General features: G+C 34.9%; 13 protein-coding genes. 2 read left to right on the top strand and 11 right to left on the bottom strand.

Annotated features, from left to right (window positions below):
• On the bottom strand, positions 1–604 hold a 604-nt coding region (locus tag CN601_RS08010), incomplete at its 3' end, for an RNA-guided endonuclease TnpB family protein (RefSeq protein WP_179865487.1).
• Between the two features lie 323 nt (positions 605–927).
• Here CN601_RS08010 and CN601_RS08005 point away from each other — a divergent pair.
• Complete coding sequence (locus tag CN601_RS08005; protein WP_098119222.1) at positions 928–1,392, top strand: phage tail protein; 465 nt, start codon at positions 928–930, stop codon at positions 1,390–1,392.
• Positions 1,393–1,957: 565 nt separating this feature from the next.
• Here CN601_RS08005 and mdh read toward each other — a convergent pair.
• The 4 genes from mdh to CN601_RS07985 form a co-directional block, all read right to left on the bottom strand.
• Positions 1,958–2,896, bottom strand: a complete 939-nt coding sequence (mdh, locus tag CN601_RS08000) for a malate dehydrogenase (protein WP_056472247.1) — start codon at positions 2,894–2,896, stop codon at positions 1,958–1,960.
• 36 nt (positions 2,897–2,932) lie between these two features.
• A complete protein-coding gene (gene icd / locus CN601_RS07995; RefSeq protein ID WP_098119223.1) occupies positions 2,933–4,213 on the bottom strand; it encodes an NADP-dependent isocitrate dehydrogenase in 1,281 nt (426 codons plus the stop codon).
• A 133-nt stretch (positions 4,214–4,346) separates the two neighbouring features.
• Positions 4,347–5,465, bottom strand: coding sequence for a citrate synthase (citZ, locus tag CN601_RS07990; protein ID WP_098170721.1), 1,119 nt, complete (start codon positions 5,463–5,465; stop codon positions 4,347–4,349).
• 177 nt (positions 5,466–5,642) lie between these two features.
• Positions 5,643–6,101, bottom strand: a complete 459-nt coding sequence (locus CN601_RS07985) for a DUF441 domain-containing protein (protein ID WP_098119225.1) — start codon at positions 6,099–6,101, stop codon at positions 5,643–5,645.
• 121 nt (positions 6,102–6,222) lie between these two features.
• Between CN601_RS07985 and ytvI the strand changes: the two genes are divergently transcribed.
• Positions 6,223–7,344 carry a sporulation integral membrane protein YtvI gene (gene ytvI, locus CN601_RS07980; RefSeq protein ID WP_098170720.1) on the top strand — a complete coding sequence of 374 codons (1,122 nt, stop codon included), beginning with the start codon at positions 6,223–6,225 and terminating at the stop codon, positions 7,342–7,344.
• Positions 7,345–7,431: 87 nt separating this feature from the next.
• On the opposite strand, the gene CN601_RS07975 is transcribed toward ytvI, so the two are convergent.
• The 6 genes from CN601_RS07975 to ystJ all read right to left on the bottom strand — a co-directional run bounded on the left by CN601_RS07975 (position 7,432) and on the right by ystJ (position 14,320).
• Complete coding sequence (locus CN601_RS07975) at positions 7,432–7,827, bottom strand: FxsA family protein (RefSeq protein ID WP_098119227.1); 396 nt, start codon at positions 7,825–7,827, stop codon at positions 7,432–7,434.
• Between the two features lie 125 nt (positions 7,828–7,952).
• Positions 7,953–9,707 (bottom strand): pyruvate kinase, encoded by a 1,755-nt coding sequence (gene pyk, locus CN601_RS07970; protein WP_098119228.1) that lies wholly within the window; start codon positions 9,705–9,707, stop codon positions 7,953–7,955.
• A 76-nt stretch (positions 9,708–9,783) separates the two neighbouring features.
• Complete coding sequence (gene pfkA, locus CN601_RS07965; RefSeq protein ID WP_098119229.1) at positions 9,784–10,743, bottom strand: 6-phosphofructokinase; 960 nt, start codon at positions 10,741–10,743, stop codon at positions 9,784–9,786.
• A 252-nt stretch (positions 10,744–10,995) separates the two neighbouring features.
• The gene (accA, locus tag CN601_RS07960; protein WP_216854007.1) at positions 10,996–11,946 is read right to left on the bottom strand and encodes an acetyl-CoA carboxylase carboxyl transferase subunit alpha; all 951 of its coding nucleotides are present in this window, start codon (positions 11,944–11,946) and stop codon (positions 10,996–10,998) included.
• Positions 11,946–12,746 (bottom strand): acetyl-CoA carboxylase, carboxyltransferase subunit beta, encoded by an 801-nt coding sequence (accD, locus tag CN601_RS07955; protein WP_098119277.1) that lies wholly within the window; start codon positions 12,744–12,746, stop codon positions 11,946–11,948. Before accD ends, accA begins: the two co-directional genes overlap by 1 nt.
• Before the next feature lie 371 nt (positions 12,747–13,117).
• Complete coding sequence (ystJ, locus tag CN601_RS07950; protein WP_179865489.1) at positions 13,118–14,320, bottom strand: NADP-dependent malic enzyme; 1,203 nt, start codon at positions 14,318–14,320, stop codon at positions 13,118–13,120.
• Between the last annotated feature and the right edge of the window lie 146 nt (positions 14,321–14,466).

Below are 14,466 nucleotides of genomic sequence, written 5' to 3'. Positions count from 1 at the left end.
ATTTATTATTATCAATCTTGCGACCATCAGAAAAAATGGCAAAATCAGTGATGCCTAAGTCTATACCAATAGATGATTCAGTTTTCTCTAGAGGTTGTACTTCTACTTCAGCAAGAATGGATACAAAGTATTTACCACTTGGGTTTCGTCTAACGGTAGCATTAAGAATCCGTCCATCCACTTCACGACTTTTGGCAAAGCGAACAAGATCAAGTTTGGGCAATTTTATCTTGTTACCCACAATGGCAATATTTTCATTTGTATGCTTGGTTGTATAGGATTGTACATTGTTCTTTTTGGACTTGAAACATGGAGCATGATTTTGCTTGTTGAAAAAACGACTAAACGCGTCAGCAAGATTTTTGAGAGAGGACTGCAAGGATATGCTGTCCACTTCTTTCAGCCAGACTAGTTCTTTTTTTAGTTGAGTCAGCTCGGCAGAACAAGTATTGTAAGTTAATCCTTGACCAGTTTCCTTGTATGCATCGTTCCATTTTTCTAAGAAACGGTTAAAAACAAATCGACAACAGCCAATAGTCTTCGCAATTAAAGTTTCTTGTTCCTTATTAGGATAGATCCGAAACTTATAGGCTTTGTTTATCATCATTGTTCTCACCTCGTTTTTTTCTTGTTATATTCTATATTTTACAAAATATTTAGGCTAAAGCCAACCGACACTCATCTTCCACCTACTCACTGGACTTTGTCCTTCACGTTCCTGGAGGAAGGAGTCTTCTGTCGGAAAAAGATAAATTATTGAGAAAGTCTAAAAGGTCATAATTCAATCCAATCCCACCATCCCATGTATTAAAGAATCTAGGGTTTGCTGAAGAGTTAACTTGTACATACTTATATCTTGAAATACCATACCGAATTATTTAGATATTAACTGAAATTTAGCCAAGGAAGAGAAAAGGAGAGTTGGGAATGTCTTATATCGTTGATTTTAAAAATGTGTCTACAGTCGGTTTAGAGTCTTCACCTGTTGCTGAAGCTCTTGCAGGTTTACGTGCAAATGAAGCACGCTACTTTATGAACAAATATAAACATGTATTTACAGTAGTACCAGCAAGCGAAAGTCAAGATGCTCTTGATTATGCAAATCGTATTTTGAAAGAAGAGCGAGATATTGAATTTGCAGCCAAACCATTAGAAACGTCGAGTTTTCAAGTAGAAAATATTAAATTTACTTACGTATTTTATGAAGATGGTCTTTCGATAAATGTTATGTATACGGTTGATGATCCTAAGAAGCGAGCAGTTGGCTTTAAGCTATCTGATGGTATGGAAGTACCATTGGAATTAGTAGAGAAATTTAAGTTCGCTAGACAGAAGTCTAAGCTAGCAGGAACTATTCGTGGCTCATATTTTGTTATTAAAGGCGAATATTAAACTAGCAAAAGAGTAGTCATTTTAACATTGAACCGACTTAGAAGATTTTAAATGAGGATGTCCTAAGAGTTAACTTTTATGGGCATCCTCATTTTACATTTATAGGCTAAATTAAAAAGAAGAGTAGTCGAACTATAAGTCGATGCAAATAAGATCGTGAAACTTGCTAATAAAAATCCGGAAACTGCAATTAAATGTCAAAGTGCAATTAAGAATGGAGAATCTGTAATTAAAATCAGCAAAACTGCAATTAAATTAGCTAATATCCTTTTTCAGATAAGATATTACCTATACCGGTTAGGGTATTCTTCCTGAAAATGATCAAAATTAATTGAACAAAAACCAAATTTACTCTATTTCTTGCTCGACCGACTAAAAAAAGTGAAGAATTAAACTAAATTTCCGAAAATGGGGATCACAAAATCAGCACTAATTGCAAAACACCACTAAAATACCCCTACTTTGCTCCAAGAAGGACTTAGCCCAAAATTTCTCTAATTAAAATAGGGGCCGCCTAGGTGTCAGTAATTGACATCTAGGCGGCCCCTTCTTCAAACTTTTTTATTTAAGCTAATACATTCATAACGTTTTTAACAGCTACAACTGAACGATCTAATGCTGTTTTTTCATCAGCAGTTAAATCTAATTCAATAATTTGTTCAATACCGTTACCGCCAATAATTGTAGGTACCCCTAAGTATATTCCGCTGTAACCGTATTCGCCTTCTAAGTACGCGATTGTAGGTAACACACGACGTTGATCTTTAAGAATAGCTTCAACCATTTCTACTAAAGAAGCTGCTGGTGCATAATACGCACTGCCGTTACCTAGTAGATTAACGATTTCTCCGCCACCCTTACGAGTACGCTCAACAATAGCATCTAAACGATCTTTTGGAATTAGTTTTTCTAATGGGATACCACCTGCATATGAATAACGCACTAATGGTACCATATCATCTCCGTGACCACCTAAAACAAATCCAGTTATATCTTTAACAGATAAGTTTAGTTCTTGAGCAACAAACGTTCTAAAACGAGCTGTATCAAGTACTCCAGATTGTCCGATGACACGGTGTTTTGGAAATCCTGCTTCTTTGTATACTGTATAAGTCATTGCATCAACCGGGTTTGTTAAAACTACGATTGTACAGTTAGGAGAGTATTTTACGATTTCACGAGTAACTGCTTTCATGATGTTTGAGTTAGTTGATACTAGATCATCACGACTCATACCCGGTTTACGGGCAATTCCTGCTGTGATGACTACTACATCTGAGTCAGCAGTGTCAGCATAATCACTAGTACCAATAATGTTCGCATCAAATCCTTGGACAGGACTTGCTTCAAGCATATCTAAGGCTTTACCTTTTGTAGGGTTCTCTAGTTGCGGAATATCAACTATAACAACATCCCCTAATTCCTTTTGTGCAAGCAAGAAAGCTGTTGTAGCACCAGTAAATCCAGCACCTACTACGGAAATTTTACGTCTACGAATTGACATACAAATACCTCCCTTTTGTTTACAAACACAATTTAATTATACAAGAACTGATTCCATATTAGAAATTAATTCGCTTGCAAATTCTGAACATTTCACTTCAGTAGCCCCATCCATTAGACGAGCAAAGTCATAAGTAACAACTTTTGAAGCAATTGTTTTTTCCATTGAAGTTAAAATCATAGAAGCTGCTTCATTCCAGCCCATATGCTCAAGCATTAATACTCCAGAAAGAACAACTGAAGATGGGTTAACTTTATCTAATCCAGCGTATTTAGGTGCTGTACCATGAGTAGCTTCAAAAATAGCATGTCCAGTTTCGTAGTTGATATTTGCTCCAGGAGCGATACCAATTCCACCAACTTGAGCAGCAAGTGCATCAGAAATATAGTCACCATTTAAGTTCATTGTAGCTACTACATCAAACTCACGTGGTCTAGTTAAGATTTGTTGTAAGAAGATATCAGCAATGCTGTCTTTTACTAAGATTTTGCCAGCTTTTTCAGCATCATCCATTGCTTTATCAGCAGCATCTTTACCGCTTGTTTCTACAATGCGATCGTATTCTGACCAAGTAAATACTTTATCACCGAACTCTTGTTCAGCAACTTCATATCCCCAGTTCTTAAATGCACCTTCAGTGAATTTCATGATGTTACCTTTATGAACTAAAGTTAATGATTTACGGTTTTCTTGGATTGCATAATTAATAGCAGCGCGCACAAGACGTTTTGTACCTTCTTCAGAAATTGGTTTAATACCGATACCAGATGTTTCTGGGAAGCGGATTTTATTAACACCCATTTCTTTTTGTAAGAATTCTAATACTTTTTGTACTGCTTCAGAACCTTTTTCATACTCGATACCAGCATAGATATCTTCAGTGTTTTCACGGAAGATTACCATATCTGTATCTTCTGGACGTTTAACTGGTGAAGGTACACCTTCAAAGTAACGTACTGGACGTAAGCATACGAATAGATCTAATTCTTGACGTAATGCTACGTTTAAAGAACGAATTCCGCCACCAACTGGTGTTGTTAAAGGTCCTTTGATTGCGATCATGTATTCTTCAATTACATTTAAAGTTTCTTGAGGTAACCACTCACCAGTTGCGTTGAATGCTTTTTCTCCAGCAAGAACTTCTTTCCATTCAATTTTACGAGTACCATTATATGCTTTTTCTACAGCTGCATCTAATACACGTGAAGATGCTGCCCAAATATCTGGACCTGTTCCGTCGCCTTCAATAAAAGGAATGATTGGATTGTTTGGCACGTTTAATTTGCCGTCTAATAAAGTAATTTTTTCAGCTTGCATTACATGCTCCCCCTTGTATAAATAATTAAATACATTTAAATACATGCTTTTGAGAGGAAGATGGCTCTTCCTCTCTTTACTATACCACTATTATTCGGATATTAAATACTATTTTAAGTATTCAATCTCTTACTTATGCACGCTCTTCAATTGGAATGTAAGAGTTTTTCTCTGGTCCTGTATAATCTGCGCGTGGACGAATAATACGATTATTTTCGTATTGCTCTAAAATGTGCGCAGTCCAACCAGACATACGGCTAATAGCAAAGATTGGTGTAAATAAATCATGTTCAATTCCTAAGCTGTGATATACAGATGCAGAGTAGAAATCAACATTTGGCGGAATATTTTTTTGAGTTGTAACAATCTCTTCAATTTTTTCAGACATTGTGTACCATTTTAATTCTCCAGTAATTGCACCTAATTGACGAGACATTTCTTTTAAATGTTTCGCACGTGGGTCCCCACCACGGTATACGCGATGTCCGAATCCCATAATTTTAGCTTTAGCATCCATCTTCTCTTGAATGAATGTTTCAACATTTTCAACCTCACCGATTTCAGCTAACATTTTCATAACGCTTTCATTTGCGCCACCATGTAACGGACCTTTTAAAGCACCGATCGCAGCTGTAATTCCTGAGTAAATATCAGATAATGTAGCTACGCAAACGCGTGCAGTAAAAGTTGAAGCATTTAATTCATGGTCAGCATGTAGTACTAAAGCCTTATTAATTGCTTCTTCTGCAATTGCATTCGGTTTATCACCTGTCAGCATGTATAAGAAGTTAGCTGAGAATGATAAATCTTTATTAGGAGCAACTGGCTCAAGCCCCTGACGAATTCGAGAAAACGCTGCCACAAAAGTTGAAATTTTAGCTTGAAGCTGGATTGCTTTTAAATAATTTGAATCAGAGTCCATTGCTTCCGCATTTTTATCATACATTGCAAGCATTGAAATAACTGTGCGAAGGACCGTCATAGGATGTACATCTTTTAAATTAGTTGATTTTAAGTAAGTAATAACTTCTTCTGGTAATTCAGCATTTTCTGCTAATTGTGAAGATAGTTCTTTAAGTTGATCCTTATTTGGTAATTTGCGTTGCCATAATAAATATACTACTTCTTCAAAACTCGCATATTCTGCTAATTCATCAATCCCAATACCTACATACGTTAATGTATCATCAATAATAGAACTTATAGAAGTCGTAGCTGCTACAACACCCTCTAAACCACTTTTAACTGTCATATTGCCCTCTCTCCTTTACGCAAAAATTTCCCCTAGTATTTATTAACATATATATACTGGTATAACTCTTTTATAATACCGAGTATACATAGAAAGGAACCCTACTATCATTTATTATAAACAATAATCTGACTTTTGTGAATGAAAACAATTTACTAAAATATAATTATTATGCAATTACTTAACTAATTCTACAATCCAAATGAATAGATATGCGATTCCAGCGCCTATTAACGGGCCTACCGCAACCCCTTTAAACACGGCTACAGACAACACAGTACCTAGCACTAGTGCAGCTGTTATTTGTGGACTAGTTGCTAGTAAATGAACTCCTCCTTTTGCAAGTAATGCGACAGCGATACCAGAAAGCAAGGCAATCCATGCAACAGGAGTTTTTAATGCTTCGATCAATTGTTTAAAACCGATTTCACCAGTTGCAATCGGCACTAAAACAGCAATCGTAATAATCGTTACTCCTAAATTAATACCTTTTGATTGCATATAAGGAAATACTCGTGCCCCTAAAGGAGTATATTTTAGTACTAACAATACTATAATTGAAATAATTAAAGAGTTATTTTTAGCAATCACACCAATTAATAATAAAACCAAAAGAAAAATTGTTGATTCACTCATTTGTTAGTATCCCCTTAATGAATATTTTATTAATAAATACTACCAAAATTTACTATTATAAAAAAATAATTCTTGATAAAATAAACTAGAGGACTATTTTACATTGGAAGGAGGTAAAAATTTGAGTAGAACTTTAGTTTTTCAAATCATTCGTTTTTTATTTGTGATCGCATGCATTATTTTAGGCCTTTACGTTGCTTTATTCATATCTAAACTTACATATCCTTTTATTATCGCAATCATCGTCGCATATATTTTAAATCCACTAGTTAATTTATTAAACGAAAAAGCACGTATTCCAAGAGGAATAGCTGCATTTTTATCAATTATTTTACTTTTAGCAGTAGTTGCAGGATTGTTTACACTATTAATTACTGAAATTATTTCAGGGTCAACGTATTTAATTCAAGTTGTTCCAGATAGCTTCGAACGATTAATATATTTTGCTGAAAATATTGTCTCAGATAAAGTTATTCCTTTATACGACTTAATTATGAGCAAATATAGCCAGCTCGGTGCTGGACAGCAACAGACAATTCGAACTAATATTCAATCGATTGGTGATTCTGCAATTAGCCTAGGGAAAGATGGATTAAATGGGATTATTTCCGGGATTAAATTAGTAATCGCACTACTCCCAAACACAGCTACAGTAATTTTCGTTTCTTTCTTAGCTACATTCTTTATTAGTAAAGATTGGTACAAAATTAAAAATTTATTCGCAAAATATACTCCAAATCGCATCCAACACTACAGCAAAACAATCTTTATTGACCTACGAAAAGCTTTGTTTGGTTTCATCAAAGCACATATCACTCTTATATCTATGACAACAGTGCTAGTCTTAATCGGTTTATTAATCCTTAGAATCCCTTTCGCAATCACTATAGCTATTTTAATTGGCTTCATTGACTTACTACCATACTTAGGAACAGGCTTAATTTTTGTACCATGGATTTTATATACTTTCCTTTCTAGCGACTATAAATTAACGATTGGTCTCGCAATTTTATATGGTGTTGTAATCGTTCAACGTCAACTTGCTGAGCCAAAAGTTCTATCTTCAAATATAGGCCTAGATCCACTTCCTACTTTAATCTCGTTATTCGTTGGTTTTAAATTTTTTGGTTTTCTAGGTTTAATTGCCGGACCTGTTACACTAGTAGTACTATCAACGTTATATCGTGCAAAAGTCTTCCATGAGCTTTGGAAATATGTAAAAGGTTCACATTTAAAAGAATAAACAAAATTCACTCTGAAATTTTTTGCAAAAAAAACCGAGAAAGCAATTTCTCGGTTTTTTAATTCATTTTGTATTTAATTAAAGTAACTATTTTTTTATAAATCCCGTCCAAACAACATTACCTTTAAACTTCTTCATTACAAAATAAAGAAGTCGTTGAACCAATATAATTCTAATTGGTTTAATTAACAATATTAATGCCAATAAATCCGTAATTGGTCCCGGAATGAAAAATAAGAGACCGATGAGAAAAAAGGATAATCCTTCTATCATGAGTAAATCTGGCATTTTGCCTGCCCGAAGCTGTTCCTCGGCTTGTTGTTTCACTGTAACCCAAACGCTTCGCATGATATAAATACCAATTAAAAATGTACCGATCAACCATAGGAATACTGTTAAGGAACCAATAAATCTCCCAAGTATTGTTAAAAAGAATAAATCTATAATTGGGATTAACAATAGCCATCCAACCAATTTCTTCATGATAGTTCACCTCTTACTAAGAATATAAATAAACCGTTTAACTAAATTATGTTAAAACTACACGCTTTTTTAAACAAAATCAAAAAATAAAGAGAAGGTAACTTCGTCCTTCTCTTTATTATATATTAAAATATGCTCTTATGTCCTGTACTAACAATTCCTCTTGAAGCATCTACTGTAACAGCTTGACCGTTTACTAAGATGTTTGTTGCATTATCAACACCAACAATTACTGGAATTCCTAAGCTTACACCAACTACTGCAGCATGACTAGTTAATCCGCCTTCTTCAGTAATGATCGCTGCCGCTCTTTCAATTGCTGGCATCATGTCTTTATCTGTGCTATTTGTTACAAGGATACTTCCTGGTGTAACTTTAGAAACAGCTTCTTCACCTGATTTTGCGATAACAACTTTTCCTGCAGCAGTTTTACGCCCAATTCCTTGACCTTGAGCAATTACAGCTCCCACTACATGAATTTTCATCATATTTGTCATTCCTGTTTCACCAACTGGTAATCCAGCAGTAATGATGACAGTGTCACCGTTTGAAACGAATTTAGCGTCTTGAGCTGCTTCCATTGCATGTTGTAACATTTCGTCAGTAGAATTTGCTCTTTCTCTATATTCAGTTTGAACACCCCAAACTAAAGTTAAGCGACGGCAAATACGAATATCAGAAGTAATTGCTAAGATTGGAGCCTTTGGACGATATTTCGAAATCATTTTCGCAGTATGTCCGCTCTCTGTTGGAGCAATAATTGCAGCAACTTTTAAGTTTAATGCCGTTGCAGCAACAGATTGGCCAATTGCATCTGTGATTGTTCCTTTATTTTCTCTTTGACGCTTTTTAAATAATTCTTCGTATTGCAAGCTTTTTTCAATTCGAAGTGCAATAGAGTTCATCATTGAAACTGACTCAACTGGGTACGTACCTGCAGCAGTTTCACCTGATAACATAATTGCATCAGTTCCATCAAGAATTGCATTCGCTACGTCACTTGCTTCCGCACGTGTAGGACGTGGATTACGTTGCATTGAATCTAACATTTGAGTAGCAGTAATAACTGGTTTGCCTAAATTATTACATTTTTTAATTAATAGCTTTTGAACGATCGGTACTTCTTCAGGTGGAATCTCTACGCCCATATCACCACGTGCAACCATTAAGCCATCAGATACATCAAGAATTTCATCGATATTATCAATACCTTCTTGGTTTTCAATTTTTGGGATAATTTGAATATAATCAGCGTTATGTTTTCCTAAAAGCTCACGAATTTCAAGTACATCAGAAGCTTTTCGTACAAATGATGCTGCAATAAAATCAACTTTTTGCTCAATACCGAATTCAATATCACTAATATCTTTTTCCGTAATACCTGGTAGGTTAACACGTACATTTGGTACGTTTACACCTTTTTTATTTTTTACTAAACCGCTATTTAAAATTTTTGTACGAATATCTTTTCCTTCAATACCGACTACTTCTAATCCTATTAAGCCATCATCGATTAAAATTCTTGATCCAATACGTACGTCGTCAATTAATCCTTCATAAGATACTGCAAACTTTTCTGCTGTACCTACTACTGGATCAGTCGTAATGATTACTTCATTTCCAGTTTTTAATTCAGCTTGGCCACCCTCAAAATCTAAAGTTCGAATTTCAGGACCTTTTGTATCTAAAAGAATCGCTACAGTTCTCCCAGTTTTCTCTGAAGCTTCGCGAATACTTGTAATTCTCGCTGCATGCTCTTCATGAGAACCATGTGAGAAATTTAAACGTGCTACGTTCATCCCGGCATTAATTAACTCTACTAACTTTTCTACCGATTCACTAGCAGGACCAATCGTACAAACTATTTTTGTTTTACGCATTTTTTTCCCTCCAAATTTATATAAAACTCTCAAAACTATTTTTATGAAATCGATTGCTCAATCAAATCTAATTAAATTAAATTGAAAGCTCTTGAGATAATTGATACATATCTTGATCAAGCTCATGCTTTTTAGATAATGCCTCAATAATATCATGATCAACTAACTTATTATTTTGGATACCGACACAACGTCCACCTTTGCCTTCCATAAGAAGTTCTACGGCTTTTGCTCCTAAACGACTTGCTAGAACTCGATCCGCAGCGCTTGGTGAACCACCACGTTGAACATGTCCTAAAACTGTTACACGCGTATCAAAGTTAGTTCGATCTTGTATTACTTTACCAATCTCAATTGCACTTCCAACGCCTTCTGCAACTACAATGATACTATGTTTTTTACCACGCTCACTACCGCGGTTTAATTTACTGATAATATCATCCATATCATAATCACATTCAGGTATTAAAATCGTTTCTGCTCCATCAGCTAAACCTGCCCATAAAGCAATATCCCCTGCATTTCGTCCCATTACTTCAATTACATATGTACGTTCATGTGATGTTGCTGTATCACGAATTTTATCAATCGCATCAATAACAGTATTTAAAGCTGTATCGAAACCAATTGTAAAATCAGTGCCTGGAATATCATTATCAATCGTACCTGGAACACCAACACAAGGATAACCATGTTCAGTCAGTTTTTTTGCACCTTGATATGAACCATCGCCACCAATAACAACTAAACCTTCAATTCCAAACTTTTTCAGCTGTTCGATTCCTTTCATTTGTCCCTCTACTGTTTTAAACTCTGGACAACGTGCACTTAGTAATTTAGTCCCTCCACGGTGAATAATATCACCTACAGAACCTAATTCAAGCTTTTCAATATTTCCATTAATAAGACCAGAATAACCTTGATATACACCATACACTTCTAAGCCATGGAAAATCGCTTTCCTTACAACTGCACGAACTGCAGCGTTCATTCCTGGAGAGTCTCCTCCACTAGTTAATACGCCAATTCTTTTCATTATGTATTCACCTCAATGATTTTACCTTATGCTTTTATTCATTTAAATAAGTTACCATGTAATACATTTTTAAACAATAGAAATAATGTGAACTTTTTCATAAACTTTTTTTAATGAATGTAACACTTGTAAAAAGTATGACGATAGCCTTTATACATATTGCTATTTTTTACTAATTTCTAAAAAAAATACAAAAAAGAGCATGCTAACATATTGTTTCACACACTCTAGAAGTTAAACTAAATAATATTGTTAAAAAGAAATTTGTCCTAACTTTGCGTGTTTTTCATATCGTTGTTGAACTAATTCTTCTTTATCCATAGTTAGTAAAGACTTTAATGTCTCATATAAATACTTATCGATATATTTTGCCTGTTGTTCAACATCATTTTGCGCTCCGCCTTTTACCTCAGGAATAATTTGGTCCACTACCCCTAATTCTAATAAGTCTGGAGCTGTAATTTTCATTGTTTCTGCAGCTCTACGTGCTTGCGAAGCATCCTTCCATAGAAGTGCTGCTGCACCTTCAGGTGAAATAACAGAGTAAGTCGAGTTTTCTAACATCAGTAACTTATTACCGATACCTAGTGCTAGAGCACCTCCACTACCGCCTTCACCAATTACAATACAAATAGTAGGTACTTTTAAACCTGCCATTTCAAAAATATTTCGAGCAATTGCTTCACTTTGCCCTCGCTCTTCGGCTGCTTTCCCTGGATAAGCACCTTTTGTATCAATAAATGCAATAATCGGTCTATTAAATTTCTCTGCTTGCTTCATTAAACGAAGTGCTTTTCGGTATCCTTCAGGATGGGGCATACCAAAATTACGTTTAATATTCTCTTTTGTATCTTTACCACGTTGATGTCCAATAACAGTAACTGGTAATCCGCGATATGACGCAATACCAGATACGATTGCTGCATCATCACCAAATAATCGATCCCCATGGCACTCAAAGAAATCGTTAAATAGTCTATCTATATAATCTAATGTAGTTGGTCGTTCTGGATGTCTAGCAACTTGTACACGATCCCAAACTCCCATGTTACCATAAATTTCGTTTTCTAAAGTTTTTAAACGTTCTTCTAAACGTTTGATTTCCTCAGAAAAATCAACATCATGTTGACTTGTATAAACTTTTAATTCGTCTATTTTCGTCTTAAGTTCATGAATCGGTTTTTCGAATTCTAACATAACCACTATTGCAAGACACCCCCTTGATGTAAATTAAGGATTGTAAATAATTTTGATCGTAATTCTAAACGTGAAATGACTGCATCAAGCTGACCATGATTTAACAGGAATTCAGCTGTTTGGAAATCCTCAGGTAATTCTTCACGAATTGTTTGCTCGATAATACGTCTACCAGCAAACCCAATTAACGCACCAGGCTCAGCAAAGTTAAAATCGCCTAATGATGCAAAGCTAGCAGATACTCCACCAGTTGTCGGATTTGTCATTATTGAAATTGCTAAATAGCCTAACTCGCTATGCTTTTTAAGTGCCGCACTTGTTTTTGCCATTTGCATTAAGCTTAAGATACCCTCTTGCATTCGAGCTCCACCAGATGCAGTAAAGATAATAAACGTACATCCATCAGCAGAAGCGCGTTCAACCGCACGAGTTATTTTCTCTCCTACAACAGATCCCATGCTACCCATACGGAATCTTGCATCCATAACTGCTATAACAACAGGAATTCCGTCGATGTTTCCTTTTCCTGTAACAATAGCCTCATTGAGCTCTGTTTTTTTACGATCCCCTTCAAGCTTTTCGATATAATCCGGGAAGTTTAAAGGATTCGCAGAAATCATATTTTTATCAAATTCTTCAAATGTGTCAGCATCAATTAAGCTTTCGATTCGCTCATATGCTGTCATTTGATGGTGATAACCACAACTATTACAAACTTTTAGGTTTTTTATTAATTCTTTTGTAATGCTTATTTTTTTACATTTAGGACATTTTGTCATAACACCATCAGGTAAATCTTGTCTCATTACTTCTGAAGGTATAGATGCATATTTTTTCTTTTTGGAAAATAAGTCTTTGATTTGCAACCTAATTCCTCCTAACTTTTTTAGTACTAAATACTAATAGGATACTATAAATGTTATACACTTTTTGTTAACATTTGTCGATAATATTCAGCTTAATTTCGTCATTCCTATTATTTATTCAACTTAAAAATTATAAAATGTCTTCAAAAAATATATTATACAATATTTTTAAAAACCCTTTAATTTCAACAAACTCTGCGCTTTTTTTACCACAACTAAACATTATATCAGATAAAAAAGGATAGTACTACATTACTTAATTTTAGTACTGTAATACTATCCCCTTTATTATTGTTATCTGGTAATAAATGTTATTTAATTAAAGCAAGTTTTTTTGTTTTTTCTTCAATTTCCTTTGGGTCAACATTCATACGAGCAACCCCTGTTTCCATTGCAGCTTTTGCAACACTAGCAGCTACTTTTGGCGCTACGCGTGCATCAAATGGAGCTGGGATAATAAAATCAGGTGATAGTTCAGATTCACTTACTAAGCTTGCAATTGCATGTACTGCAGCAATTTTCATTTCTTCATTAATATGTGTAGCACGAACATCCAACGCTCCACGGAAAATCCCTGGGAATGCAAGGACATTATTTACTTGGTTAGGATAATCACTTCGACCAGTACCAATGACTAAAGCTCCAGCTTCTTTTGCATCTTCAGGCATAATTTCTGGATCTGGGTTAGCCATTGCAAAAATAATTGGATTTTCATTCATTGAACGAACCATCTCTTGTGTTACCGCACCTTTTACAGAAACACCAATAAATACGTCCGCTCCTTCAATTGCCTCTTTAAGACTACCTTGAATTTTATCTTTATTAGTATATTTTGCAACTTCATTTTTAACACTATTCATACCACTTGGACGACCTTCGTAAATCGCTCCTTTAGTATCACACATGATAATTTGGCGTACACCAAATCGGTACAATAATTTTAAGATAGCAATACCTGCAGCACCTGCTCCATTAAGAACAACTTTAATATCCGCCATATTTTTATTAACTATTTTTAGAGCGTTAACTAAACCTGCAAGTGTAACGATTGCTGTTCCATGTTGATCATCATGGAAGATTGGAATATTTGTTTCACGCTTTAAGCGTTCCTCTATAATAAAGCAGTTTGGAGCTGCAATATCTTCTAAATTTATTCCACCAAATGTAGGCTCTAATAATTTAACTGTTTGAATGATTTGCTCTACATCTTGCGTATTTAAACAGATTGGAAATGCATCAACACCAGCAAAGCTTTTAAATAGCGCAGCTTTCCCTTCCATAACAGGTAATGCAGCCTCTGGACCGATATTGCCTAATCCAAGAACGGCAGAACCATCAGAAACGACACCAACCATATTACCTTTCATCGTGTATTCATACACTCTGCTTTTTTCTTCGTAAATTTCTTTACATGGCTCGGCAACACCTGGTGAGTACGCTAAACTTAGTTCTTTAGCATTCGTAACTGGTACCTTAGAAACCGTTTCTAATTTACCTTGGTGTACTCTATGCATATGTAATGCTTCTTCACTTAATAATGACAAACTATTCACTCTCCCTAATGTCGACGAGTTGACTTTTCAACTGTATACTTCTCAGTTATTTCTCTTTAAAAAGCAATGTAATTTTTTTTTGAAAATACATATGTTTATAATAAATG

It is taken from the genome of Bacillus sp. AFS017336, from assembly GCF_002555445.1.
GTDB lineage: Bacteria > Bacillota > Bacilli > Bacillales > Bacillaceae_G > Gottfriedia.
This window is presented reverse-complemented; position numbering and strand designations above follow the sequence as displayed.